Here is a 25,568-nt window from a genome sequence, read left to right as displayed (position 1 = left end):
GCCTCCTTACTTAATCGTTGCGCTTCAGAAATGCCTCTACGTCTTTAAGCGACCGGGCATTCAGAACGTTTTTCGTTTCCGTCCATCCTTTGCGCGCGGCAGTAACGCCAGTTTTCATATCGTCTAACATCTCAATATTATGGGCATCAGTATTAATCACCAATGTAACCCCTTGTTCGTTTGCTTTCATTAAATGCTCTGTGCGCAGATCAAGGCGCGCAGGGTTGGCGTTGAGTTCAAGCGCCGTATTTGTTTTCCTCGCAAGCTCAATCAGCTGATCAATATCGATTTCGTAACCGGCCCGTCTGCCGATAAGGCGCCCGGTCGGGTGTGCGATAATGTCAACATGCTTGTTTGTCAGTGCCGTCTCAAGCCGTTTCATAATCACGTGTTCCGGCTGATTAAAACTGGAATGAATCGATGCAATAACGATATCCATTTCCGCAAGCACATCGTCATCATAATCGAGCGTACCGTCAGGCAGGATATCCATCTCAACGCCTTTCAAAATACGGAAGTTTTCAAACTCTGCATTCAGTGCGTCAATTTCTTTTGCCTGCTGCTTAAGTCTTTCTGCAGTAAGGCCGTTGGCGACCTTTAAATATTGTGAGTGATCGGTGATCGCCATGTATTGATAGCCTTTTTTGATGCAGGCTTCAGCCATCTCTCTGATTGAAAATGCACCATCGCTCCACGTTGAGTGCATGTGGAGATCACCTTTGATTTGCCCGGGTTCTATCAGTTCAATGCTGTCGCTGTAGGTTTCCACTTCCTGTCCGCTTTCACGAATTTCCGGCGGAATCAGCGGCAGGCCGAAGTGCGCATAAAATTCACGTTCACTCGGAAATGTTTTGATCTCTCCGGTTTCAACTGTCTCAACGCCGTATTCACTGATCCGCTCGCCGCGTTCTTTGGCGATTTGGCGCATTTTAATATTGTGATCCTTTGATCCCGTAAAATGATGGAGTGTTGTCGGAAACTGCTCTTCCGTCACAAGACGGAAATCGACGCTTGTTTCATATTCAAAGGAAAGGATGACGGACACCTTCGTATCTCCGCTTGCGATCACGCTTTTGATGTTTGGCAGCTCAAGAAGCTGCTCTCTTACTTCAGCCGGATGATCTGTAGCAATGATATAATCCAGATCCTTCACCGTTTCCCGCGCTCTGCGGAGACTTCCGGCACGAGAAAATTTGATGATATGCGTAAATTGAGAAAGATGCTCCTCAATTTCCCGCGCGATCCGGAGGGCGTAGCCGATCGGGAACCGTTCAGGCTGTTTTCCGGCTTCCCCGAGCGCCTGTAATATTTTTTCTTCCGATTTTTTGCCGAAGCCCGCAAGACCTTGTACCTTTTGCTGTTCACAGGCTTCCTTCAGAGATTCTGCATCATGTACGCCGAGCTCTTTATATAGCTTTGCGATTTTTTTGCCGCCGAGCCCCGGCAGCTTCAATAAAGGCACGAGTCCTTCCGGCACTTCTTTCTGAAGCGATTCGAGCGTGCTTGACTTTCCTTCATCTATATACTCTTTAATGACGCTGTACGTTCCTTTTCCAATGCCGGACAGCGACATCATATCGTCCATTTCTGATAAGCTTCGGTCGTCCTGTTCCAGGGCTGCCGCCGCTTTTCGGAAGGCGGATACTTTAAACGGGTTGTCCCCTTTTAGTTCCATATAGACTGCAATGGTTTCAAGCAGCCGGATAATATCTTTTTTATGCATATCATAACCCCCAGACGTTCACATATGTTTCCATCATACTTGAAAAAAACTTCTCCGGACAAGAGAAGTTTTTTTATGCCCCGTACTGTGTCCACAGCTCTTGTAGGAGCCCTGACAAGTATGGTGTATGGTTAATGATCACATTTGCGAGGGACGATTGCCCCATCATTTGCTGCAGTGCATCTACCGGCAGAACGGATGCGACATACAGCAGCACAAATGTAAATAAATAGACTTCTAGAAAACCGAGAACGGCGCCCAGCATCTGGTTGATTTGTTTAATCACCGGAATGCCGGCTACAATACTCAGGAACGAGCCGATGATTCTCAGTAAGATTTTAGCAATGATAAATAAAACGATAAACGCAATCGCATTATAGTACGCTGCTTCCAAATTCCCCGTAAAAAAAGAAAGAGCCGGCTGTCCCGCTGAAAAATCGGGTGCGGGAATCCAATGTAAATGCGGTGCCACGTTTTTATAGAATAAAGCCGCAAAGGCAATTGATAAAATAAAGCTCGTCAAGCGGATAAACTGCAGGATAAAACCGCGTTTTAACCCCAGTAAAGTCCCCATCAGGAGCAAGATTAAGATGATGATATCTAGCATAGTTGTTCAATCCTTTTCTTTAAGCTGACGCTCCAGTTTTTCACATTTCTCTTGTAATTTGACATAATCGTGCACCACATTTACCGCTGTCAGCACTGCAAGTTTATTTATATCAAGGTATGGATTTTTTTCATTGATTTCTCTCATTTTATCATCAACAATTCCGGCGACATACCTCATATGGGCTCTGCTTTCTTCACCGACAATCGTGAAGTGCTGGCCGTAAATGTCAACGGTTGTTTTTGTTTTTTTGCCGTCAGACAACGTTTCTCCTCCATTCCGCGAGAATCCTAGTTCTTATCATAACACGTTTATTAAATGAATGGAAAGACGAGCCTCCCGCTGTTATGATACACTGGTATATACAGCGAAAAGTGTAAAAAAAGGAGATTATTACGTGTCCCATTCAGTGATAAAAGTATCGTTGTCTGCTATTGACCAAATGAAAATGACATACAGCGGTTCGCTTACAGCCTCTGTTCCGCAGGGAGCCGTTTTTCAGGCGAAACCGCCCGGCTGTACCATTACAGCATATAAATCAGGCAAGGTCTTGTTTCAAGGCAAAAACGCAGCGGCAGAATCCGCGCGCTGGGGAACAGCAGAGCCGGAAAAGAAGAAAATGGCCAAAAAGCCGGCTGATCCCCGCTATGCCCCTCCGGCAGATATCGCCGGAATGTCTGTTATCGGTTCTGACGAAGTCGGAACCGGAGATTACTTTGGCCCAATGACGGTTGTATGCGCGTACGTCGACAAAACCATGCTTCCTTTAATGAAGGAACTCGGTGTTAAGGATTCTAAAGATTTAAAAGATCCGCAAATCATCGAGATTGCCCGAAACCTGATCAAAACCATTCCATATAGCCTGCTGGTTTTAAAAAATGAAAAGTATAACAGCATGCAGGAAAAAGGCATGAGCCAAGGGAAAATGAAAGCTTTGCTGCACAATCAGGCGATCACACATTTATTAAGAAAATTGGATGGAGTAAAGCCTGAAGCCATTTTGATTGACCAATTCGCTGAGCCAGGCGTCTACTTCAATCATTTAAAGGGCAGAGACATTGTGAAGGAGCGGACCTATTTTAGCACAAAAGCTGAAGGTATTCACCTGGCTGTCGCCGCTGCTTCAATCATTGCAAGGTATTCGTTTTTAATGGAAATGAATAAACTATCACGCGAGGCAGGAATGACGCTTCCAAAAGGGGCCGGTCCTCACGTCGATGAAGCGGCCGCCAAGCTGATCCTCAAAAAAGGGGCATCTGCACTCAGGACCTTTACAAAACTCCATTTCGCCAATACGCAAAAAGCGCAGCGCCTTGCTGATAAAAAACGCTCATAGAAAAAAGCTTGCAGATTTCTCTGCAAGCTTTTTTATCAGCCTCTTAAAACAGCTTGATATGTGTCTTCTAACGCTTTCAGCACTTTGCTGTGCGCCTTTGTCACTTCTTCTTCAGTCAGTGTTTGTTCAGGGTTGACATACTGGAGTGAGAAAGCGACTGACTTCTTGCCTTCCTCCATATGTTCGCCTTCGTATACGTCAAAGACGGTTACCTCTTTCAGAAGCTTTCCGCCAGCCTCTTTAATGACGCTCTCGAGCTGTCCGCTTGTGACGGTTTTATCTGTTACAAGGGCGATATCACGTGTCACAGACGGATATTTCGGAATCGCCGTGTAAACAAGAGGTGCTGTTTCTGCCGCGAGCAACGCATGAAGATCGAGCTCAAATACGTATGTTTCCTTTATATCCAGTTCTTTTTCCAATGAAGGATGGACTTGGCCGATGAAGCCGATCAGAGAACCATTCAATAAAATGTTCGCTGTTCTGCCCGGATGCAGCTGTTTGCGTTCAGACTGTACAAATTCAATGCTGTCTAGGACGTTGAGTTTGTCTAACAGCCCTTCTACAATTCCTTTGACAACAAAGAAATCAACTGGTTTCTTTTCACCCTGCCATAGCTGCTTGCGCCATAATCCGGTAACAGCTCCTGCTACGCGTTCTGTTTCAACAGGTTTTGTGTCCTCTTCCTTCGTCAGGAAAACGGAGCCGACTTCGTACAGTGCAACTGAGTCAGTCTGCCTCGCGAGGTTGTAAGAAACAGAATCAAGCAGATTCGGAACAAGACTGTGTCTGAGAATGCTTCTTTCTTCACTCATTGGAAGCGCAAGCACAGTATTCAGTGATTTTTCAATCGCAAACGCTGCCGCTTTCTTCTCGTTTGTCAGTGAGTAAGTGATGGCTTGTGATAAGCCTGCGCCTTCAAGGAAGCGTCTGACTTTACGGCGTTTTGCCTGGTATGGCGTTAATCCGCCTGTAGTTCCCGCTGTCTCAGGAAGCGTAGACGGAATGTTATCGTAGCCGTACAGTCTTGCCGCTTCTTCGATTAAATCCTCTTCTATTGTAATGTCGCCGCGGCGTGATGGGACGGTCACAACGAGAAGTTCACCCGCTTCACCGACCGTAAAACCGAGACGTTTATAAATGCTGATCAGTTCTTCTTTACTGATCGTCAGGCCTAGAACGCTGCTCACTTTGTCAGCAGATACGTGAATGTTATTTGCTTCGATTGTCAGGTGATCTTCCTCAACTGTTCCTGCAAGCACCTCACCGCCGGCATACAGATGGATCAGCTGCGCAGCCCGTTCTGCTGCAAGACGTACGCGCGCCGGATCAATTCCTTTTTCAAATCTTACGCTTGATTCACTTCTCAAACCAAGGTCTTTGGAAGCCTTGCGAACCGTCTGCCCGTTGAAATACGCAGCCTCAAGCAAAATCGTTTTCGTATCTTCCTGAACCTCTGACTCTGCTCCTCCCATGACACCCGCAACGGCATGCGCTTTCGTTCCGTTTGTAATGACAAGGTGATCGGCGGACAGCTTACGTTCTTGATCATCAAGAGTTACGATCATTTCATTCTCAGCTGCTTTTCTTACTACGACTTCCTTAGAGCCAAATCTGTCATAATCAAACGCATGAAGCGGCTGTCCGTATTCCAACAGGACAAAATTTGTGATGTCAACGACGTTGTTGTGCGGACGAATGCCTGCATTCATCAGCTTTGTCTGCATCCAAAGCGGTGACGGAGCAATCGTGACATTTTTAATGATTTTTGCAGTGTATAGCGGGTTCGCTTCTTGATCTTCAATTTTGACTGAAATGTAATCAGACGCTTGTTCTGAAGCAGCCGGGTAATCCGTTTGCGGAAGCTTTACCTCAGTGTCTAAAATCGCGGCAACCTCGTAAGCAACACCAAGCATGTTCATGGCATCGGCGCGGTTTGGCGTTAAACCCAGCTCAAGAATCGCATCGTCAAGCTGTAAAGCCGCTAAGGCATCGCTTCCTGTTTCAGCGTCATTCGGGAATACGAAAATGCCTTCTGCATACTCCTTCGCCACAAGTTTGCTTTCAATACCAAGCTCCTGTAAGGAACAGATCATGCCGTTTGATTCTTCACCGCGAAGCTTAGCTTTTTTGATTTTGAAATTGCCCGGCAGCACCGCTCCGACTGTTGCAACCGCGACTTTTTGTCCTTTATCCACATTCGGCGCACCGCAAATGATTTGTACAGGGGCTTCAGCTCCAATATCCACAAGGCACTTATTCAGTTTATCAGCATTCGGATGCTGCTCGCGCTCCAGCACATGGCCGATGACAACGCCTTTGATGCCTTCTCCTTTGTATTCAATTCCTTCAACCTCAATACCGGCTCTTGTAATTTTTTCAGCAAGAACAGCCGGGTCCATGCCTTTTAAATCAACATAATCCTCTAACCATTTATAAGAAACAAACATCCTTGCATCCTCCTCTTACGCCTGTTTAAACTGCGAAATAAATCTGACATCGTTTGTATAGAAGTGGCGAATATCATCAATGCCGTATTTCAGCATCGCGATGCGCTCAACACCCATTCCGAATGCGAAGCCCTGATATTCCTTCGGATCAAAGCCAGCCATTTTAAGCACGTTCGGGTGAACCATGCCGGCGCCGAGGATTTCAATCCAGCCTGTTCCTTTACATACTGAGCAGCCGTTCCCACCGCATTTAAAGCATGTCACATCCACTTCTACTGAAGGCTCAGTAAACGGGAAGAAGCTTGGGCGGAGTCTGATCTCGCGGTCTTGCCCGAACATTTTTTTCGCAACGAGTTCAAGCGTTCCTTTTAAATCACTCATGCTGATGTTTTTGTCAACGACAAGCCCTTCAATTTGCATAAATTGGTGAGAGTGCGTCGCATCATCGTTATCACGGCGATATACTTTACCCGGGCAAATGATTTTAACGGGACCTTTGCCTTCATGCTTTTCCATCGTACGTGTTTGGACAGGAGAAGTTTGCGTTCTCATCAAAGTTTCCTCTGTGATGTAAAAGCTGTCCTGCATATCGCGCGCAGGGTGTTCTTTCGGAAGATTGAGCGATTCGAAGTTGTAGTAATCCGTTTCAACCTCTGGCCCTTCCTCGACTGTGTAGCCCATCCCGATAAATAAATCTTCAATTTCTTCAATGACAACAGTGAGCGGATGGCGGCCGCCGACTGCAACAGGGTTCCCCGGCAGCGTGACGTCAATTGTCTGCCCTGCAAGCTTCTGTTTCATTTCCTCTTCTTCAAGCTTCTCGTTTTTGTCAGCAATCGCATTGGCAATACGCTCCCTTACTTCGTTCGCGAGCGCCCCCATTTTTGGACGTTCCTCAGCAGAAAGCTTGCCCATTCCGCGCAGCACTTCTGTAATCGGCCCTTTTTTTCCGAGATATTGCACCCGAATATCATTGACAACCTTCAATGAGCTTGCCGCTTCTACTTGTTCTAAAGCTTCTTGTTCCAGCTGTTTTAGCTTTTCTTCCATTTTGCATCCTCCTTTTATGTAAACAAACCGTCATATGTCTTTGGAAAATAAAAAAAACCCGTCCCTTGTACAAGGGACGAGTTGTGGCCGCGGTACCACCCTTATTTCAGACAGACTGATGCTGTCGTCAGCTTCATTGACATAACGGAATCAGATTCCGGTTCACCTTTACGCGCATGTGCACGGTCCCGGCGACAACTCAAGAGGTGAAGCCAATTTCCGGCTGCGTTAAAAATGCTCTCAGTCAGCGGCATTTTCTCCCTGGAAAGCAGTTGATCAGAAATTGAGGTCCTCTGTCACGGTTTTTGAAATATTATGTTCTATTATAGAGAAATCCAACGCTTGGCGCAACACTATCCTCGCAAGTAATACACGAGGATGGCAGCCGCAACCGCAACGTTTAGTGATTCAGCCTGTCCGTAAAGCGGCACGTACAGGTTCAAATCCGTTTTTTCCAGCAATGCAGCATCCACCCCTGCACCTTCATTTCCTACAATGAGCGCAAAGGATTCAGACTGAGGGATCTCCTGGTAAGGCGCTCCGTTTTGCAACGCCGTGCCGTATACTTTTACGCCCTCTGCCTTCAATTCGTCCACATATGAAGGCAGGTTTCTTCTCACAACAGGAATATGGAAGTGAGATCCTTGAGCAGATCGCAGTGTTTTTCCGTTAAAGGCGTCCGCCGTGCCGTCACCGAGTACAACCGCATCCAAACCGGCCGCATCAGCCGTTCGAATCATTGTGCCAAGGTTTCCCGGATCTTGAACAGCGTCAATCAGCAGCACCTTGCGTGCTGTTGCCAGCTTTTCTTCAGGCATATGGCACACAGCGGCAATCTGCTGCGGCGTTTCGGTTTCAGTCACAGCTGAAAACGCATCTTCACTCAGCATATAGCACTGGATACCAGTCTCAAGATCTGAAGGAATCTTCGTTTCATCCTTTACAAGGATTTCTTTCACAATGCCCGGGCTTTTCAACGCCTCTTCAACGAGGTGTTCTCCCTCTATCAGAAATGTATTTGTTTTTGTTCGTTCTTTTTTTGTGTGAAGCTTTTTCCAATCCTTCACTTTTTGATTTTTTGCCGATTCTATTTGTTTCACTGTCTATGTGGCGCTCCTTTTTTTAACATGATGTTATTATATCGCAAGAACAGCACATAATAAACCAGGTGCAGGGTTAGAATATACGTATTACATTTTAGAAAAAGGAGCGTTTTACATGGATCTTAATTTACGTCATGCCGTCATCTCCAATGTCACCGGCAATAATCAGGAGCAGCTTGAGCATACAATCGTAGATGCGATTCAAAGCGGTGAAGAAAAAATGCTTCCAGGGCTCGGCGTTTTATTCGAAGTCATTTGGCAGCACGCATCCGAAAGTGAGAAAAACGAAATGCTGAAAACGCTTGAAGGCGGATTAAAACCCGCCGAATAAGACATGAAACCGGGTGACAGCGCCCGGTTTTTTTCTTATATAATAAAAATATGATGAGGGGGAACGCCATGTTTTTACAGCCGTTATTAGCGAAAAAAATTATTGCTGAAGTTAAAAAAATGTACGAACGTGAAGTCATTATTGTAAACACGGACGGTCTTATTATGGCAGGCACAAACGATGAGCGTGTCGGACAATTTCATGAGGGAGCGCTTATCTGTGCAAAAGAAAGACGCAGCGTGATTATTACAAAAGAAGATGAAACAAGGTTAAAAGGAGTGAAAGCAGGCATAAACCTCCCTGTATTTATTGACCATGATGTGATTGCCGTCTTCGGGCTGACAGGTGAGCCTGCAGAGATTCAGCCATTCGGAGAACTGCTTCGAAAAATGACAGAGCTGTTCATTAAGGAATCGCGGCACTTAGAGCAATCCCAGTGGCGTGAGAGAATGCTGGAGTCCTTTATGATCGATTGGCTGCAACTAAAGGAGTGGTCTCCCAGTTTTCTTGAGAAAGCTCAACTTCTTGGTGTTGACCTTTCCTCCCGGCGCCAAATGATTCTTATTCAGGGGTATGAGTGGTCACGTCATGATATTGAAAAAATGGCACGCATATGGAAATCATCGTACCCTGCGGATTTGTTCATCAGGTGGGGAAATGAACGGATTTTGATTAATCATGAAGTGCCGCAGCATGAACAAAGGGATCGGCTTTTACGGAAAATCCTTCACATTTGTTCGTTTGCCAATACCGCAAGCAGCCAATATACAGCAGCTGGCGCCGGAAGGGCTGTCGCAAGCTCCAGCCTGACAGAGTCATACGAGCAAGCGGAAAAAGCGCTGGCTGTCAGCCTTAAGCGAAAAACGCCCATATTTGAAGAGGATCTGAAGCTTGATATGTGTCTGACGGAGATCAGCCCGGGAACCCGAAACGAATTTCCGCAAAGAGTATTAGGAGAGGCGCTAGAGCATCAGGAACTTATAAATACGATACGGACTTTCTTTCATCACGATTTGTCTTTGAAACAAACCGCTGAAGACATGCATATACACATCAATACATTGCGTTATCGTCTGTCTAAGGCTGAACAGCTGACGGGTTTACGTTTTGACCGTACCGAGGACGTCGTCACGATGTACGTCGCACTCTATTTTTTAGATCAAGATACAAAATAGAGAGAGTTTCAGTTTCATTTTTTGTATGTTTCTCCATGGAAGGCTTTGCTTTTTTTCTTTTACAATAGATTGAAAGCGTTTTTTGACAGGGGGATGGGTGAAATGATCACCAAGGATGTAAAGGAACAGCTGATTCGGGTCTCCGGACCAGAAAACTTTGATGACTCGAATGCCGGCCGTCTCGTCTATTCATATGATGCGACGCCTCAGTATCAGTCTATGCCTGATGCCGTGATTGCTCCGAGGAATACTGATGAAGTAGCACGCATTTTAACAATTTGCAGCGAACATCGAGTGCCGATCGTTCCAAGAGGATCAGGGACAAACCTGTGCGGCGGCACGTGCCCGACTGAAGGCGGACTTGTGCTTCTCTTTAAGCACATGAACCGGATTCTTGAAATTGATGAAGAAAATTTAACTGCCACAGTTCAGCCGGGCGTTATTACGCTGGATATGATCAAGGCAGTTGAAAGCAAAGGTTTGTTTTATCCGCCCGATCCGAGTTCTATGAAAATCTCAACTATCGGCGGCAACATCAATGAAAACTCCGGCGGGCTCCGCGGATTAAAATACGGCGTCACCCGCGACTATGTTATTGGACTGGAGGTTGTGCTCGCAAATGGTGACATCATCCGCACCGGCGGAAAACTCGCAAAGGATGTGGCCGGATACGATCTCACACGTCTTTTTGTCGGCTCAGAAGGAACACTCGGCATTGTGACAGAGGCAATCGTCAAGCTCGTTCCAAAGCCTGAAACAAAAAAGACGCTGCTTGCCCTATATGAAAATATCGATGCCGCTGCTCAAACGGTATCAGACATCATTGCCGCAAAAATCATACCCGCCACGCTTGAATTTCTCGACCAGCCTACACTTTTGGTGATTGAGGATTATGCCAAAATCGGACTTCCGACAAGCGCAAAAGCAGTTTTGTTAATTGAACAAGACGGGCCATTTGAAACTGTTGAACGGGATATGGAAAAGATTGAGGCGATCTGCAAAAAAGGCGACGCCGTTTCCGTTCAGACCGCACAAACAGAGGAGGAAGCGTTTGCCCTGACTGAAGCCCGGCGTTCTGCACTTTCTGCCCTAGCCCGCCTCAAACCGACGACGATTTTAGAGGATGCGACCGTTCCTCGCTCAGAAATCGCCAATATGGTTAAAGCGATTAATGATATTGCTGCTAAATATGATATTTCCATCTGCACCTTTGGCCATGCGGGAGACGGGAACCTTCACCCGACATGCACGACAGACATAAGAAATAAGAATGAAATGGAACGTGTCGAACAGGCCTTTGCCGAGATTTTTGAGAAAGCGATTGAACTTGGCGGGACGATAACCGGAGAACACGGAGTCGGGGAAATGAAAGCGCCTTACTTGGAAATGAATCTGAAAAAAGAAGGCATTGATGCGATGAAAGCGTTGAAAGCGGCATTTGACCCCCGGAACATATTAAATCCCGGCAAAATGTTTGCGAAAGATGCGAGAAAACGTGTGGTGACGGAAAGATGACAACAGAAAAAGAAATGAAACAGATCCAAAATGAATTTAAAGAGCGTATGGATGAAGGCGAGTTATTAAATTGTATGCGCTGCGGCTTCTGTCTTCCTTCCTGTCCGACCTATATCGAATCGGGATTTCAGGAAACACACTCTCCGCGTGGGCGCATCGCCTTAATGAAAGCCGTAGCCGACGGTATGATTGAACCGGATGAAGATGTCGAACGGTCGCTGTCACTTTGCCTCGGCTGCCGCGCCTGTGAGCCTGTATGCCCGTCTGGCGTGAAATACGGGCAGCTGCTTGAGGAAGCCAGAGATATTATCCACCAAAATAAAAAACACTCGCTTGGTGAACGTGTCATGCGAAAGACGGCTTTTCACAAGCTGTTTCCGCATCAAAACCGCATGCGCTCAGCTGTAAGCCTTATCGGTTTGTATCAGCGTTCAGGACTGCAAACCGCTGTGCGAAAATCAGGCATGCTTCGGGTCCTGCCTGAGCATTTGCGGACGATGGAAGCTGTTCTTCCTGATGTTCCAAAAAGCAAAGACATGAAACATCGGCCGCGTTTCCTGCCGTCCATTGGTCCCATGAAAAAACGGGTCGCCTTTTTTTCGGGCTGCTTAATGGATACAATGTTTTTACCGACCAACAACGCCACATTGAAGCTTTTACAGCTGGCAGGCTGCGACATTGTCATTCCGCCTGAACAGACTTGCTGCGGAGCGCTTCATGGACACAGCGGTGAAAAAAACACAGGGAAAGAGCTCGCGAAACAAAATATCGCTGCTTTTGAAGCGTTAGACGTGGATGCTGTCATTACAAACGCAGGAGGATGCGGAGCCTTTCTCACTGAATATGATCATTTGCTGAAGGATGACCCTGAGTGGTCGGAACGGGCTGCTGCGTTTGTTCAGAAGCTGAAAGATTTTTCGTCCGTTTTGGTTGAGCTCGATTTCCATCAAACGGATCTAGCACTCGAGACACCTCAGGTCGTTACCTACCAAGATTCATGCCACCTAAGAAATGTAATGCATACGTCGCTTGAGCCCCGCCAGCTTCTTAAAAGCATCAAAGGGGCGGAATTCAAAGAAATGGAGAAAGCAGACAGCTGCTGCGGGTCAGCGGGAATTTACAACATCGTCGAAGCTGAAATGTCTATGAAAATACTGGACAGCAAAATGGCTGCCGTCAAAGCAACCGAAGCGATCCTCATTGTAACAGCAAATCCCGGCTGCCTGCTGCAGATGAAGCTCGGGATTGAACGCGAAGGACTAAGCGGTAAAGTCAGAGCCGTTCACCTGGCTGATTTGCTATTGGAAGCAGCCGGGCACAAAACATCATGAGAAAGCCCAAAACAGACATTGTTTTGGGCTTTTGTGCGTTATTCCATCGGACTGCAAATTTCGATATAATGTCCATCCGGATCAGCGATATAGGCGACCGTCTGCCCCCATGGTTTCACTTTTGGCTCCCCGATAATCGATACGCCTTGTTCTCTCATCCTTTTGATGACCGCTTCTACATTTTCAGTAACAAACCCGATTTCAAATGTGTTTGAAGCAGATGTATCCGGAATGTCCAGCGCCGTGATGTCTCTGGCGCTTTCCCGCGTATTAAGCGCCAATATCGTAGACCCTGTATCAAATTCGATATACGTTCCGTGTTCAGCACGAATCGGCAGTCCTAAAATATCCCGGTAAAAATGAATAGCCCGCTTGCTGTCCGATACGTATAGAATAAGATATTTCATTAATAGATTCATTGAAAACCCCCTCAACATTTTCAATAGTCCTTCTAGCCCGGTATAGACGCTTCCATCCTTAAGCTCGGATCTTTCCACATCTGCGCCCATTTTTTCACAGCCGCCACGATAATAATGAAGCCTAACACCAGCATGATGATAGATAATACGCCATTCAATACACTATATCCTGCTGCTTCAGGATTGAGATACACATTGCGCACCATCCAATAGCCCGCATAATTGACAGTGACATATAAATAGGCAAGCGGGATAAGGCAAGTCAGAATGTATCGGCGTTTATCAGCGATTTTCAGCACGATGGTCGCTCCGATAATCAGCCCCACTGAAGCCATCAGCTGATTAGAAACGCCGAACAGCGCCCAAATGGAACCGATATCTCCTGAATACAGCAAGTACCCCCACATCAAACAGGCAAGCGCGCTGGCAAATACAGAGCCCGGAATCCAGTCTGTTTTCTTCAGCGGCTTATACACCTCCCCGAAGAAATCCTGGATCAAATAACGGGCGACGCGTGTGCCGGCGTCAATCGCTGTTAAAATAAAGACCGCTTCAAACATAATGACAAATTGGAAAAAGTATGAGGCCAAATGGCTGAAAAACGGCATTCCGGTAAAAATATAAGTCATTCCCACCGCAAGTGTGACGGCTCCCCCTGTTCTTCCTTCTAAGTCCAAACCGATTTCCCTGCTCAATTCAGGCAAATGTACGACATTCATGCCAAGCGTACGGAAAACCTCAGGCGTGCTGTTAATCGCAAAGTAATCAGCAGGCTGTAAAGCGGTCGCTGCAATCAGCGCCATGATGCCGACAAGACACTCAACAAGCATTGCGCCAAACGCAACCGGCTTCATATCACTCCATTTATTCAGCATTTTCGGTGTCGTTCCTGAGCCGACAAAGGCATGGAACCCAGAGATCGCCCCGCAGGCGATGGTTATTGAGATGAACGGCCAGACAGGTCCTGCCAGCACCGGCCCGCCGCCTTTTACGAATTCTGTAAACGCAGGGAACGGAATGGACGGATTGACGACAAACACACCAACAATCAAAGCGATAAAAACACCGATTTTCATAAAGCTGCTTAAATAATCACGCGGAGCAAGAAGCAGCCAAACGGGAAGCGCAGCCGCAAAAAACGCATAAACAGGAAGCGCTATTGCAAGCGTTTTCGTATCTAGTGTTAAAAAGTCACCGAGCGCTGTAGTCTGTACCCATGGACCGATAAAGACTCCTGCCATTAAAAAGAGAAAGCCGACCGTTGAAGCGAGCTTTAAATTTCCCGTTTTCTTATAAAATAAGCCCACACCCATCGCAATCGGTATCGTAATCCCTACCGCAAATGTTCCCCATGGATTACGTTCAAGCGCATGCAAGACAACCATCGACAGGCCCGCCATTGTGATCGTGATGATAAACAGCATGGACAGTCCTGTACAAAATCCTGCAACAGGGCCAAGCTCATCCTTCGCCACTTCCGACAGCGATTTTCCGTTTTTGCGCATCGATGCAAACAACACCACAATATCATGGACGGCTCCCCCAATTACCGCCCCGATTAACAGCCACAATAATCCCGGCAAATAGCCAAACTGCGCCGCCAGAATTGGTCCAACCAGCGGCCCGGCCGCTGCGATCGCGGCAAAGTGGTGGCCGAACGAAACCCATTTATTTGTAGGCACATAGTCTTTCCCATCCTCAAGCGCATGAGCAGGTGTTGGCTTGTCATCATTCACTTTGAGAACCTTCACCATCATAAATGTTCCGTATAAACGATAGGCAATAGCCAAAATACACATTGATGCTATCACAATTGTAACCGCATTCATTTTCTCCCATCCCCTTTGCTGTTTTTCATAAATATATCATAATTTCATGGTGAAAAGCGGTCATTTTTTCCTATACAAAAAGCCGGCTTGAACGGGCCGGCTCGTGGCAGTTGAAAGACAAGCCGGAGAGAAATCTCCGGCTTAGCTTCTCTTATGACTGTTTTTTCAGGCGGATCACATTCCAGGAAAGCGGCGTGAAATGAGCAGTTAAGCCGTTTTCGCTGACAGACGATGTTCCGTTGGAATGCGGAACGACATTTTTTCTGTTATGCTGGTTTGTCGCTTTGATATCCTGATGCTCAAGTACGATGTGCTCTGCGATTTGGTAGGATTCAAAGCCTCTGAGCGAAATCTCCGTCTCCATCTGATCCTCAGCCTTGTTTACCGCAAAAATAGTGAGGGTTTCTTCCTCTTCAGAGTACACAACAGCAGCATCAACATATGGCACATCAGTGAAATCAGAACAGTCGTACTTCGGAGAAGAAATAAGCGGTTTCAGTGACTCGCCCCTTCCATAAACAGAAGCATGCATGTATGGATAGAAAATCGGCTGTCTCCATGCTTCTCCGCCTTTTTCCGTCATGATCGGCGCGATGACATTGACAAGCTGTGCAAGACACGCAATTTTCACACGGTCTGCGTGCTGCAGCATCGTAATGAGCAGAGAGCCGACTAATAAGGCATCTTCAAAATTGTAAATATCCTCTAAAATCGGACGCGCAGTGATCCACGGTTCGACTTTTTTATCAGCCTCATTTGAGTGATACCATACGTTCCATTCATCCAGAGATAGATTGATTGTTTTCTTGCTGCGTGTTTTTGCTTTTACATAGTCACAGGTCGCAGCGACTGATTTGATAAAATGATCCAAATCCATGGAACGGGCCAAGTAGTTTGGCAGATTGTTATCCCGGTTTCCGTAGTAAGTGTGAAGAGAAATATAGTCGACATGCTCATACGTATGCTCAAGCACCTTCGCTTCCCAATCGATAAAGGTCGGCATGCCGCTGTTTGAGCTGCCGCAGGCAACGAGTTCAATTGATGGGTCAACCCACTTCATGACCTTTGCTGTCTCTGCAGCAAGCCGTCCGTATTCATCAGCTGTTTTGTGGCCGATCTGCCACGGTCCATCCATTTCGTTTCCTAAGCACCATGTTTTGATGCCATACGGCTGTTCATAGCCATGCGATCTTCTTAAATCACTCCAGTAAGAGCCTTTCGGATGGTTGCAATATTCAACGAGATTACGAGCGGCATCTATGCCCCTTGTGCCAAGGTTGACGGCCATATTGACCTCAGTGTTCACCTTTTTTGCCCAAGATAAAAATTCATTTGTTCCCACTTCATTGGTTTCTGTCGTTTGCCATGCCAAGTCAAGCCGTCTTGGGCGGTTTTCGACTGGTCCGACACCGTCCTCCCAGTTGTATCCGGATAAAAAGTTTCCGCCCGGATAGCGGATGATGGGAACCTGTAATTCTTTGATCAGCGACTGGACATCTTTTCTAAATCCATCTTCATCCGCTTCAGGGTGATCAGGCTCGTATATGCCTTCATATACCGCACGACCCATATGTTCGATAAACGAGCCATAAATCCGTTTATCTACTTCACCGATTTTATATTCTTTGTCTACAATCATTCGCGCTTTTTTCATCACACGTTTCCTCCTTCATTAACCTTTGACTCCCCCTACCGTCAGGCCGGAGATAAAGTACTTTTGGAAAAACAAGAAAATGATAATCACCGGCAAAATCGCAAATACTGAGCCGGATATAAGCATGTCGTAATTATTTCCATAAGGGCTCAGCAAGCTGGACAGCCCTATTGGAAGCGTAAACATTTCTTTCGACCGAAGCACAATCAGCGGCCACAAGAAGTTGTTCCAGCTGTTTAAGGACTGAAGGATAATCATCGCACCGAAAGCCGGTTTCATCAGCGGTGCCATAATCCTGAAAAAGATGCCGAATTCCGTACAGCCGTCCATCCTTGCGGAGTCCAGCAGATCTCTTGGAAGGCCAAGAGCATATTGCCTGAAAAAGAAAACGGCAACAGGTGAAACGATAAACGGCAATATGACACCCGTATATGAATCGATCAAGTGCAGTCCGACCGTAAGCTTAAACAGAGGAAGCATCATCACTTCCAGCGGAACCATCATAATAATCAGCACAAGAACAAAGATGATATTTCTTCCCTTAAAATCATAAACCGCAAGCCCGTACCCGATCATCGAAGAAAAAAACAGAGTGAGCACGGTCGTAAAAAGTCCGAGTACAAGACTGTTAAAAAACCATTTGAAATAAATGCTGCCGCCATTAAACAGAAATGTGTAGTTATCAAAACTCATCACTTTTGGATCAATATCAAGATTCAGCCCCACACGCAAAAGCTCAGATGACGGCTTTAATGATCCTAAAAGCAAACAGAAAATAGGAAAAAGATACAATAGGCTCAGCATCATAAAAAACAGGGTCAGCGCAATTCTGTAAACGCTAAACTGAGGACTGTGCCGCAACATTTATCCCTCCCCCTTAAACGAGCCTGACAGCTTTAATGAAATCAGGCTGACAACAAGGATCACAATCAAAAGCACAATGCCGATGGCCGCTCCGTATCCCATTTCATTGTAGGCAAGTCCCTGCTGATACAAATATCCGACAAGCGTCAGACCAATATTACCCGGGGAATTATTCTGCCAAAGGACGTAGCTTTCCTCAAACATCCTGAAGCCGCCGATGATGCTGATGGTCAGCACATATACGGTTACAGGCTTGAGAAACGGCAGCGTGATGTGCAGAAATTTTTTCATTGTATTCGCGCCGTCTATATCAGCGGCTTCGTACAGCTCTTTCGGCACATTTTGCAAACCGGCTAAAAAGTAAAGGATGTTGATTCCCATCCATCTCCATGAAGCAAGCAGCACCATCAAAAACATGCCGGTATGTTCATTGTTCATCCAGTTCTGAGGTGAAAAGCCGAGTTTGAGTAGGATGGAATTGGCCAGAGACGTTTCCATTTCTCCGAAGATCAGCCGAAAAATGATCCCCGCGACAATGGTTGAGGTCAATGCCGGGATAAATAATGCTGATTTAAATATATTTCTAAATTTGACCAGCTTTGAATTCAGGAATATGGCCAGAAGCAATGGAACAGGAATCAGCACGATCAGCGTCCAAAAGGTGTATTCCAGCGTATTCCAAAGGGCGGTATAGAACGTCGGGTTGTTTAGCGCTGTATAATTAGACAATCCGACAAAGGACACCTCTCCCGGCAAAATTCTTTGGAAGCTCATGATGAAGACACTAATGATGGGGTATAGAAAAAATACGAGAAAGGATAAAACGAATGGCGCTGTAAACAGATAGGGCGCCGCTTTTTTTGAATAAAACAGATCTCGCCAGCCTGATTGTTTCGCAGCTGAAGGAACGGGATGAACCGTTCCCGTTTTCACAGGTTTCATGAGAACCTCCCCGCTTTCACTTTTTGAATGGGATTCTATTTCTGTTTCAGTTCACCTGCCGCTCTGTCCAAGGCTTGTTTAGGCGTTTTTTGCTGAGATTTAAGCGCGTCGAACAATACGCTTCTGTTGACAAGGTCTGAAGCCTTGGCAAAATCCTCATGTAAATAAATCGGATTGATTTCATCCTTGATATCGAGCAGCACAGAAAAAATGCCTGTTCCGTTTTGGAAGTAATCCGTGTATTTGTTTTTCTCTTTCAATTCCTTGGAGCTCCAAACATCCCAGCGAAGCGGGTCAAAGCCGAGTACGCTCCAGAGTTTTTTATTTCCTTCTTCAGAGCCCTTCGCAAAGGCCAAAAACTCTTTTGCTAACTCAACATGCTTGGATTGCTTCGGTACAACAGTTGCCGTACCGCCCAAACCTGCCGAGCGGTCGCCCCCCTCTTTCCATGCCGGGAGCGGTCTGATGGCAATCTTCCCTTTCAGATCAGGCATATAATCGATAAATCTTCCCATATACCAAATCGGCATGAGAACTGAAGCAGCTCCTCCTTGGTTCATAAAGCCGTAGTATTCTTCACTGTGATGCCCGCCGCCCGGCGCAGGAATCATCGTTTTATCATTGATCATGTCTTTTAAATATTGAAGTGTTTTTACGTTGGTGTCATTATTGAGGATCAGCTTGCCGTTTTTATCAAAATAGCCTGAGTTTTGCTGTGAAATCATAGATAAGAACGTTGCGGAATCATTTGTTTCCACCGTTCCCATCGGCTTCCCGGTCACTTTGCGCACTTTCTGTCCGGCTTTATGGTAATCATCCCATGTTTTAATATCGTCAGGATTGACGCCGGCTTTTTTCATCACATCCATGTTATAAAACATGACCGTTGTCCCTACATGTGTATCGAGTCCGTAAAGCTTTCCGTTTTTGCTGTACAATGTCAGCCGCGCCTCAACGAATTTATCGCGATCCTTTTCAATCAGCGGAGTCAAGTCGGCAAGCGGTATGTCAGAGCCCTTCAAAAAGTTTGAAAAACGGGCCAATTCGACATCTGCAATATCAGGAACGCCTTCTCCCGCTATTAGGGAGATAGATAAGTTATCGTGCATTTGTCCATATGGATAAACGACCGTATTCAGCTTAATTTTGCGGTCAGGATATTTTTTGTTCCATTCCTTCACCATTTCCACATAGAACTGCTCATGAAGCCCGTTAAATGTCCAAAAGGTCAGCTCGGTTTCACCCGACTTCCCGGATGATCTTTCTGCTGAACACCCAGCAATGACTAATGTCAGCAGCATCATGAGCACAAGAAAACAGACAGTCATTTTTTTCATCTGCGTTACCCCTTCCATTCGAGGTGCGGGCTATTCATATAGACCATGGTTGATCAGCGTTTTGTTTTCATTAATGATTCTTAATCCGGTGCAGCGGTCTCTTAAGGTGTGCGCATGTCTGAAGGCATTCTTGACGGAATCCTGCCCGACACCGATTTCGTCAAAATACGCAGGGCCTCCGGCTGATCTCAGCCAATCAGCCAGCACTTCTCCTTCCGGGAGAGTTTGATAAGCCGATTGGATGGCTTGCCGCTGGCTCGGTGAAAATTCGTTCAGCCCGTCATCCTGAGCGAGCTTTCTGTATGTGTCAGTTAATAAAACAGCTGCACAGCCCACCTTTGCCCCATGAAGAATCTGTGGCCGTTTTTTCTCCATTAATTCCATCTCAATCCAATGTGAAATATGATGCTCTCCGCCTGATGCCGGGCGGGAATGATCTAATGCCAGCATGACAAGCCCCGATACAAGTAAAGACTCCATCAAAACCCGTATGCCTGTTTCCGTTTTCATCGCAATGTCTTCTGTGTGTTCAATGCAGGCAGCAAGCGCCTCCTGAACGATCTTAGCTCCTGCAGGCGAATAAGGCTCACCGGCAAGATGCCGGGATATTTCCCAATCTGCTAAAGAGGTGATTTTACCGAGCATGTCACCAAAGCCAGCCGCCACCATTGACTGCGGTGCCGCTTTTAATAGATCCAGATTAGCGAACAGCGCAGATGGGGCCTTCGTTTGAATGGTTGTTTTCGTGCCGTATAAAATAATCGGCGCACCGGCTGATGTAAAACCGTCTACAGATGGAGCAGTCGGATAAGAAATAAACGGCAAATCTCTTTGAAACGCCGCAAAGCGGACGATATCATGAATCGTGCCCGAACCGACTGCGATCATGACATCCGTTGGTTGTTTCGTATGGATCAGCACATGAATGAGCGATCGTTCATCAGCTGTCACATCTCCGGCTTCATTTTCTGGAATGATCAGGCACTCGGCCTGAAATCCTTCTTGATTCAGCTGATTTTCCAGATCAATTCCTGCAATGCGGTGTGTATTCGCGTCGCAGACAAGGACAATATGTTTATTGTTTTTTTGTTTTACATAATTCAAAAGCGAATCAGCTGCTTGTTTACCGAGAACAATTTCTTCAACTTTTATAGGCAACGTCTTTTCTCCGGCGTGTTCAAAAGCACGCTGAACGTCAGCTGCGATACGATTCATATCAGAATCCCCTCCTCAGCCAATTTGGTTACATCCTTAATAGAATCCAGCACATAATCCGGCGTGTACAAACGCTGTTCACCCTGTTTCGCAGAACCAGTTAGCACTAAGGCGCTTATCATGCCATAAAGCTTCCCCATCGCAATGTCAGATTCAATGCTGTCTCCTATAATCATGCAATCATGTGCGGACAGCCCCATTGCTGTACAGGCAGCCTCCGCCATCAGCCATGACGGTTTTCCGACAACAAGTTCAGTCTTCGCTTGTGCGGAAGCCTCTATCGCCCCAATCATTCCAGCCACATCAATGGCATTTCCGTCTTCGTTCGGAAAAGAGCGGTCTTTGTTTGTAGCGATAATACGAGCGCCGCCGGCAGCCGCTTGAAAGGCTTGATTTAAATCTTCGTACGTGAGCGTTTCATGAAGGGAGATCACGAGCCAATCCGCTTCCTTCGGTTCGTTCGCGTTCTGCACACCGGCCACCCTCAGCTCGTCAACCAAGCCTTGCTCCCCAAGCACCCATACCTTTGAAAAACGATAATGTTTTTTCAGAAAAGCCGCTGTCACGCTTGATGACAGAACAATGTCGTTTACGTCCGTTTCAATCCCCGCGCCAAGAAGTTTTTTTCTGCACATGGCACGGGAGATATTCCCCCGGTTGCTTAAAAAGACGATTTTCTTTCCCATTCTCCTAAGCGTTTTGATCGCTTCTCTTGCTCCTTCGATCAACTCATTTCCTCTGAATACAGTACCGTCCAAGTCAATCAGAATGCCAGCCGGTGACACAGGCGTATCATGACTGGCCATAATACGCATTTGCTCCGTGTTTTCGATAAAAATGCTTTTCATGCAGGACTGTATTGATTGGGGTTACATCCTTGTTCAGCATAATGGAGTGATAGGCCATTTCGGCAACCGTTTCTAATACAACTGCGTTATGAATGGCATTTAAGGCGTCAGTGCCCCAGCAGAACGGTCCGTGATTATTCACGAGCACACCCGGCACCTGTTCGTAGTTATGATGCTGAAAGGTTTCCGCTATGACTTTTCCTGTATTCAGTTCGTAGTCATGAATGATTTCTTCATCGTACATTTCTCGAGTACATGGAATCGCACTGTCAAAATAATCAGCATGGGTCGTGCCTAACGGAGGGATGTCTCTGCCCGATTGCGCCCAGCTTGTCGCCCATTGAGAATGGGTATGGACAATTCCCCCGATATTCGGAAAGGCTTTATATAAATAAACATGGGTAGGTGTATCTGAAGAAGGCTTAAGCGAGCCTTCGACGACCTCTCCATCAAGGTTCAAAACAACCAAGTCATCGGCTGTCAGGTCGCTGTATTCGACTCCGCTAGGTTTGATGACAATTCTTTCTTTTTCACGGTCAATGCCGCTGACATTTCCCCACGTAAAGGTTACCAGCTGATGCTCTTGAAGCTTCAGGTTGGCAGCCAGCACTTCTTTTTTTAATGTTTCAAGCATGCTCCATCACCCTTTATCAATTCTTTTTGGCGGCAGATGAAAATTGAAGATTTTTGATCGTTTTCAGACGTTTCATGACATGGTTTTCTTTTCCGAAATAATGAACCAGCTCTTTATATTCAGCGTACAATTTTTCATAAACCGCGGCGTTTTCGGCATTTGGCGTATAAGTTATATCTTTCAGTTTTCCCATGTTCGCCGCTGCCTCTTTGATGTCATCGTAGCCGCCTTTTTCTTTGCCTGCTGCAAGCGCGCCGAAAATGGCAGATCCTAAGGCTGGGGCTTGCGGTGAACCAGAGATTTTAATGTCCATGTTTGTCACATCCGCATAAATCTGCATGACAAACGGGTTTTTCTCAGCTATTCCGCCCGCTGCGTATAGTTCCTCAATCGGAACACCGCTTTCTTTGAATGTTTCGATAATCATCCGGGTTCCGTAAGCTGTCGCTTCAACTAACGCTCTATAAATCTCTTCAGGCTTCGTCAGCAGTGTCATTCCAAGCAGCATCCCTGTTAAATCTGCATCAACAAGAGTTGAACGGTTTCCATTCCACCAATCTAAAGCAAGCAGGCCGCTTTCACCTGGCGCTTGATGGTTTGCTTTCTCACTCAGCAGCTCATGAACGCCAATGTTTTTTTCCTTTGCTTCCTCTTGATAAGCTGGCGGGACACATGTTTTCACAAACCAGTCAAAATGATCGCCGACACAGGACTGCCCGGCTTCATATCCCGCATAGCCCGGGAGAATTCCGTTGTCCACAACGCCGCACATACCTGGAACGATATGCACCTCTTCACCAAGAAGAACATGGCACGTTGAAGTTCCCATAATCATCAGCATTTTCCCTGGCTCTGTAATGCCGACCGCCGGTACGGAAACATGAGCGTCCACATTGGCAACCGCAACAGCCGTTCCCGGGAGAAGCCCTGTCAGCTTTGCCATTTTTTCAGTCAGACTGCCGGCTTTTTCTCCTACCGAATGAATAGAACCTGCCAATTTGTCCTTTGTAATCGTTTTCATTGAAGGGTTTAATTTCTCAAAGAAATCATCTGACGGATACCCCGCTTTTTCACTCCACATCGCTTTATACCCTGCGGTACAATTGCTTCGCTTGAGCGAGCCGCACAGCTGGTACACGATCCAGTCCGCAGCCTCGATGATCCGGTCAGCCGCTTCATAAATGTGAGGCGCTTCCTCGGCAATTTGCATGACCTTTGGAATCATCCATTCTGATGAAATTTTTCCTCCGTACCGCTGTAAAAAAGCCTCTCCTTCTTCTTCCGCGATTTGATTGAGCCGATCAGCATGTTTTTGGGCCGCATGATGCTTCCAGAGCTTCACATAGCTGTGCGGCTCCTCTTCATATTCAGGCAGCATGCATAACGGCTGCCCGCTGCTATCAATAGGAAGGATCGTACATGCCGTGAAATCAATTCCAATCCCGATAATGTCTTTCGGTTCAACGCCCGTCTGTTCGAGTAAAGACGGAATGGTTGTTTCCAAGACTTCGAGGTAATCAGCAGGGTGCTGCAGCGCCCAGTCGCGCGGCAGCTTTTGACCCGTTTTTGGAAGGACGGTATCAATGACAGCATGCCTGTATTCTTTTACAGCAGCTGCAAGTTCCTCCCCTGTTTGGACATGAACGAGCACCGCTCTTCCTGATAAAGTTCCAAAATCAACCCCTATTGTGTAAGCCATGTGACATCCCCCTCTACTTTTGAAGCCGGTAAAGCGCCTCGTTCCATTTTAACTCGTGTTTCAGTTTATGAATTGTCGTATCACGGGAGATGAGAACACTTTCGATCCCCGCCATTTCCGCCCAATCAAGCATTTGCTCCGCTGTCAGTTCATAAGACAGGCAGGTATGATGTGCACCGCCGGCTAAAATCCATGCCTCCGCTGCTGTTTTCAATGACGGCTCCGGCTTCCAGAGAACACGGGCAACCGGTAAATTCGGCATGTCTTTTTCAATTTCCTGGCCGTTGACTTCATTCAGCACAAGGCGGAAACGCCCGCCAATATCAACAATGCTAGCTTGAATGGCAGAACCGCTGATGCCGTTAAATACAAAACGCGCAGGGTCCTTTTTGCCGCCAATCGAAAGCGGATGAACCTCGATTTTCGGCTGATCCAAAGCGACAGTCGGACACACTTCAAGCATGTGAGAGCCCAGAATCATTTCATTTCCCGGTTCAAAATGGTACGTGTAATCTTCCATGAAGGAAGTTCTTTTTCCTTTAGCCATGATTTTCATCATCCGTACAAGGGCCGCTGTCTTCCAATCTCCTTCACCGGCAAACCCGTAGCCTTTCTCCATCAGTCGCTGAACGGCAAGTCCCGGCAGCTGTTTCATTCCGTGCAGCACTTCAAACGATGTCGTAAACGCTGTGTATCCGCCTTGCTCAAGAAAAGCGGTTAAGCCAAGTTCAATTTTCGCCTGTTCTTTAATGGACGCTACCTTTGCTTCGTCACGTTTTGTTTCCTCACTGATCACATATAGTCTGTCATACTCGGCATAAAGCGTGTCAACCTCGTCGTCCGTAATGCGATCCATCACTTCAACGAGATCCCCGATGCCATATCCGTCAACCTGCCAGCCAAATTGAATATGCGCTCCCACCTTGTCTCCGTCCGTTACCGCGACATGACGCATGTTATCTCCAAATCTGGCAACCTTAATATGTCTGCTTTCATTTAATGCAGCCGCCGTATCCATCCACTGGGACATTTCTTTTTTCACTTCTTCATCATCCCAATAGCCGGCAATGACTTTTCGGCTAAGCCCCATTCTCGAGTTGATGTAACCGTACTCTCGATCGCCATGCGCGGATTGGTTGCTGTTCATAAAATCCATGTCAATCGTATCCCACGGGATATCGCGATTATATTGGGTATGCAAATGCATAAGCGGTTTTTGATAAGAGGAAAGGCCTTCTATCCACATTTTTGCAGGGGAAAATGTGTGCATCCATGTAATGATGCCAGCACATGTCTCACTGTACTCCGCTTCTCTTAACAGCTCTCTAATGGTTTCCGGTGAAGTGACGACGGGCTTATGAGTGATTTTATATCTGGAAGAAACCCCGCTGAGCCCCTCACAAATGCTTTTAGCATGCTGATCTACGAGTTCCAGCGTCTCTTCCCCGTATAGGTGCTGGCTTCCTGTCACAAACCAGAATTCATAATCCTTTGTCTGAAGCATGT

22 protein-coding genes and 2 pseudogenes are annotated in these 25,568 nt (G+C 46.6%); 6 read left to right on the top strand and 18 right to left on the bottom strand.

What is annotated here, in order from left to right; all coding sequences use genetic code 11:
• Window positions 1-10: 10 nt before the first annotated feature.
• The 3 genes from polX to zapA form a co-directional block, all read right to left on the bottom strand.
• Complete coding sequence (gene polX, locus NYE22_RS06795) at window positions 11-1,723, bottom strand: DNA polymerase/3'-5' exonuclease PolX (protein ID WP_015384310.1); 1,713 nt, start codon at window positions 1,721-1,723, stop codon at window positions 11-13.
• A gap of 73 nt (window positions 1,724-1,796) precedes the next feature.
• Window positions 1,797-2,330: a CvpA family protein gene (locus NYE22_RS06790; RefSeq protein WP_003229537.1), complete on the bottom strand. Its 534-nt coding sequence runs from the start codon at window positions 2,328-2,330 to the stop codon at window positions 1,797-1,799.
• Between the two features lie 6 nt (window positions 2,331-2,336).
• Window positions 2,337-2,594 carry a cell division protein ZapA gene (gene zapA / locus NYE22_RS06785; RefSeq protein WP_003229534.1) on the bottom strand — a complete coding sequence of 86 codons (258 nt, stop codon included), beginning with the start codon at window positions 2,592-2,594 and terminating at the stop codon, window positions 2,337-2,339.
• Window positions 2,595-2,727: 133 nt separating this feature from the next.
• Here zapA and rnhC point away from each other — a divergent pair, with 133 nt between their 5' ends.
• On the top strand, window positions 2,728-3,666 hold the full coding sequence (gene rnhC, locus NYE22_RS06780; protein ID WP_342412402.1) for a ribonuclease HIII: 939 nt from the start codon (window positions 2,728-2,730) through the stop codon (window positions 3,664-3,666).
• A 35-nt stretch (window positions 3,667-3,701) separates the two neighbouring features.
• Here the strand turns inward: rnhC and pheT are convergent, their stop codons facing one another.
• Window positions 3,702-6,116 carry a phenylalanine--tRNA ligase subunit beta gene (pheT, locus tag NYE22_RS06775; protein ID WP_041851069.1) on the bottom strand — a complete coding sequence of 805 codons (2,415 nt, stop codon included), beginning with the start codon at window positions 6,114-6,116 and terminating at the stop codon, window positions 3,702-3,704.
• Window positions 6,117-6,131: 15 nt separating this feature from the next.
• Entirely contained in the window at window positions 6,132-7,166 is a 1,035-nt protein-coding gene (gene pheS / locus NYE22_RS06770; RefSeq protein ID WP_004398818.1) for a phenylalanine--tRNA ligase subunit alpha, read from the bottom strand.
• Between the two features lie 81 nt (window positions 7,167-7,247).
• Here pheS and NYE22_RS06765 point away from each other — a divergent pair.
• A pseudogene (locus NYE22_RS06765) lies at window positions 7,248-7,453 on the top strand (hypothetical protein).
• A gap of 66 nt (window positions 7,454-7,519) precedes the next feature.
• Here the strand turns inward: NYE22_RS06765 and NYE22_RS06760 are convergent.
• On the bottom strand, window positions 7,520-8,266 hold the full coding sequence (locus NYE22_RS06760; protein ID WP_032726352.1) for an RNA methyltransferase: 747 nt from the start codon (window positions 8,264-8,266) through the stop codon (window positions 7,520-7,522).
• Between the two features lie 118 nt (window positions 8,267-8,384).
• Between NYE22_RS06760 and sspI the strand changes: the two genes are divergently transcribed.
• The 4 genes from sspI to NYE22_RS06740 all read left to right on the top strand — a co-directional run bounded on the left by sspI (window position 8,385) and on the right by NYE22_RS06740 (window position 12,621).
• Entirely contained in the window at window positions 8,385-8,600 is a 216-nt protein-coding gene (gene sspI / locus NYE22_RS06755; RefSeq protein ID WP_021480275.1) for a small acid-soluble spore protein SspI, read from the top strand.
• Between the two features lie 68 nt (window positions 8,601-8,668).
• Window positions 8,669-9,775 carry a CdaR family transcriptional regulator gene (locus tag NYE22_RS06750; protein ID WP_342412401.1) on the top strand — a complete coding sequence of 369 codons (1,107 nt, stop codon included), beginning with the start codon at window positions 8,669-8,671 and terminating at the stop codon, window positions 9,773-9,775.
• Window positions 9,776-9,877: 102 nt separating this feature from the next.
• Window positions 9,878-11,290 (top strand): glycolate oxidase subunit GlcD, encoded by a 1,413-nt coding sequence (gene glcD / locus NYE22_RS06745; RefSeq protein WP_342412400.1) that lies wholly within the window; start codon window positions 9,878-9,880, stop codon window positions 11,288-11,290.
• Window positions 11,287-12,621, top strand: a complete 1,335-nt coding sequence (locus NYE22_RS06740) for a (Fe-S)-binding protein (protein ID WP_342412399.1) — start codon at window positions 11,287-11,289, stop codon at window positions 12,619-12,621. The genes glcD and NYE22_RS06740 overlap by 4 nt, the downstream gene beginning before the upstream one ends.
• Before the next feature lie 38 nt (window positions 12,622-12,659).
• On the opposite strand, the gene NYE22_RS06735 is transcribed toward NYE22_RS06740, so the two are convergent.
• From NYE22_RS06735 to araA, 12 genes and pseudogenes are all read right to left on the bottom strand, one after another.
• Window positions 12,660-13,028, bottom strand: coding sequence for a VOC family protein (locus NYE22_RS06735; protein ID WP_015384319.1), 369 nt, complete (start codon window positions 13,026-13,028; stop codon window positions 12,660-12,662).
• Window positions 12,943-13,130: pseudogene (locus NYE22_RS06730) on the bottom strand (hypothetical protein). The gene NYE22_RS06735 and the pseudogene NYE22_RS06730 overlap by 86 nt, the downstream one beginning before the upstream one ends.
• On the bottom strand, window positions 13,073-14,869 hold the full coding sequence (gene cstA / locus NYE22_RS06725; RefSeq protein ID WP_014477607.1) for a carbon starvation protein CstA: 1,797 nt from the start codon (window positions 14,867-14,869) through the stop codon (window positions 13,073-13,075). Before cstA ends, NYE22_RS06730 begins: the two are co-directional and overlap by 58 nt.
• A 151-nt stretch (window positions 14,870-15,020) precedes the next feature.
• Window positions 15,021-16,523: an alpha-L-arabinofuranosidase AbfA gene (gene abfA / locus NYE22_RS06720; RefSeq protein ID WP_003222445.1), complete on the bottom strand. Its 1,503-nt coding sequence runs from the start codon at window positions 16,521-16,523 to the stop codon at window positions 15,021-15,023.
• 18 nt (window positions 16,524-16,541) lie between these two features.
• Window positions 16,542-17,387, bottom strand: coding sequence for an arabinose ABC transporter permease AraQ (gene araQ / locus NYE22_RS06715; protein ID WP_003229508.1), 846 nt, complete (start codon window positions 17,385-17,387; stop codon window positions 16,542-16,544).
• The gene (locus NYE22_RS06710; RefSeq protein ID WP_003229507.1) at window positions 17,388-18,329 is read right to left on the bottom strand and encodes a sugar ABC transporter permease; all 942 of its coding nucleotides are present in this window, start codon (window positions 18,327-18,329) and stop codon (window positions 17,388-17,390) included.
• 35 nt (window positions 18,330-18,364) lie between these two features.
• Window positions 18,365-19,666 carry an ABC transporter substrate-binding protein gene (locus NYE22_RS06705; RefSeq protein WP_015714490.1) on the bottom strand — a complete coding sequence of 434 codons (1,302 nt, stop codon included), beginning with the start codon at window positions 19,664-19,666 and terminating at the stop codon, window positions 18,365-18,367.
• A 30-nt stretch (window positions 19,667-19,696) separates the two neighbouring features.
• On the bottom strand, window positions 19,697-20,881 hold the full coding sequence (gene egsA, locus NYE22_RS06700) for a sn-glycerol-1-phosphate dehydrogenase (RefSeq protein ID WP_124072870.1): 1,185 nt from the start codon (window positions 20,879-20,881) through the stop codon (window positions 19,697-19,699).
• A complete protein-coding gene (gene araL, locus NYE22_RS06695) occupies window positions 20,878-21,696 on the bottom strand; it encodes a sugar-phosphatase AraL (protein WP_342412398.1) in 819 nt (272 codons plus the stop codon). Before araL ends, egsA begins: the two co-directional genes overlap by 4 nt.
• On the bottom strand, window positions 21,674-22,363 hold the full coding sequence (araD, locus tag NYE22_RS06690) for an L-ribulose-5-phosphate 4-epimerase (RefSeq protein WP_003229501.1): 690 nt from the start codon (window positions 22,361-22,363) through the stop codon (window positions 21,674-21,676). Before araD ends, araL begins: the two co-directional genes overlap by 23 nt.
• A 16-nt stretch (window positions 22,364-22,379) precedes the next feature.
• A complete protein-coding gene (gene araB, locus NYE22_RS06685; RefSeq protein ID WP_249852229.1) occupies window positions 22,380-24,062 on the bottom strand; it encodes a ribulokinase in 1,683 nt (560 codons plus the stop codon).
• Between the two features lie 13 nt (window positions 24,063-24,075).
• A complete protein-coding gene (araA, locus tag NYE22_RS06680) occupies window positions 24,076-25,566 on the bottom strand; it encodes an L-arabinose isomerase (RefSeq protein ID WP_342412397.1) in 1,491 nt (496 codons plus the stop codon).
• Window positions 25,567-25,568: the final 2 nt, after the last annotated feature.

The sequence above is a fragment of the Bacillus sp. FSL K6-1560 genome (genome assembly GCF_038592935.1).
Lineage (GTDB): Bacteria > Bacillota > Bacilli > Bacillales > Bacillaceae > Bacillus > Bacillus subtilis.
The sequence above is the reverse complement of the archived record's forward strand: the minus strand, read 5'-3'. Positions and strand labels throughout refer to the sequence as shown.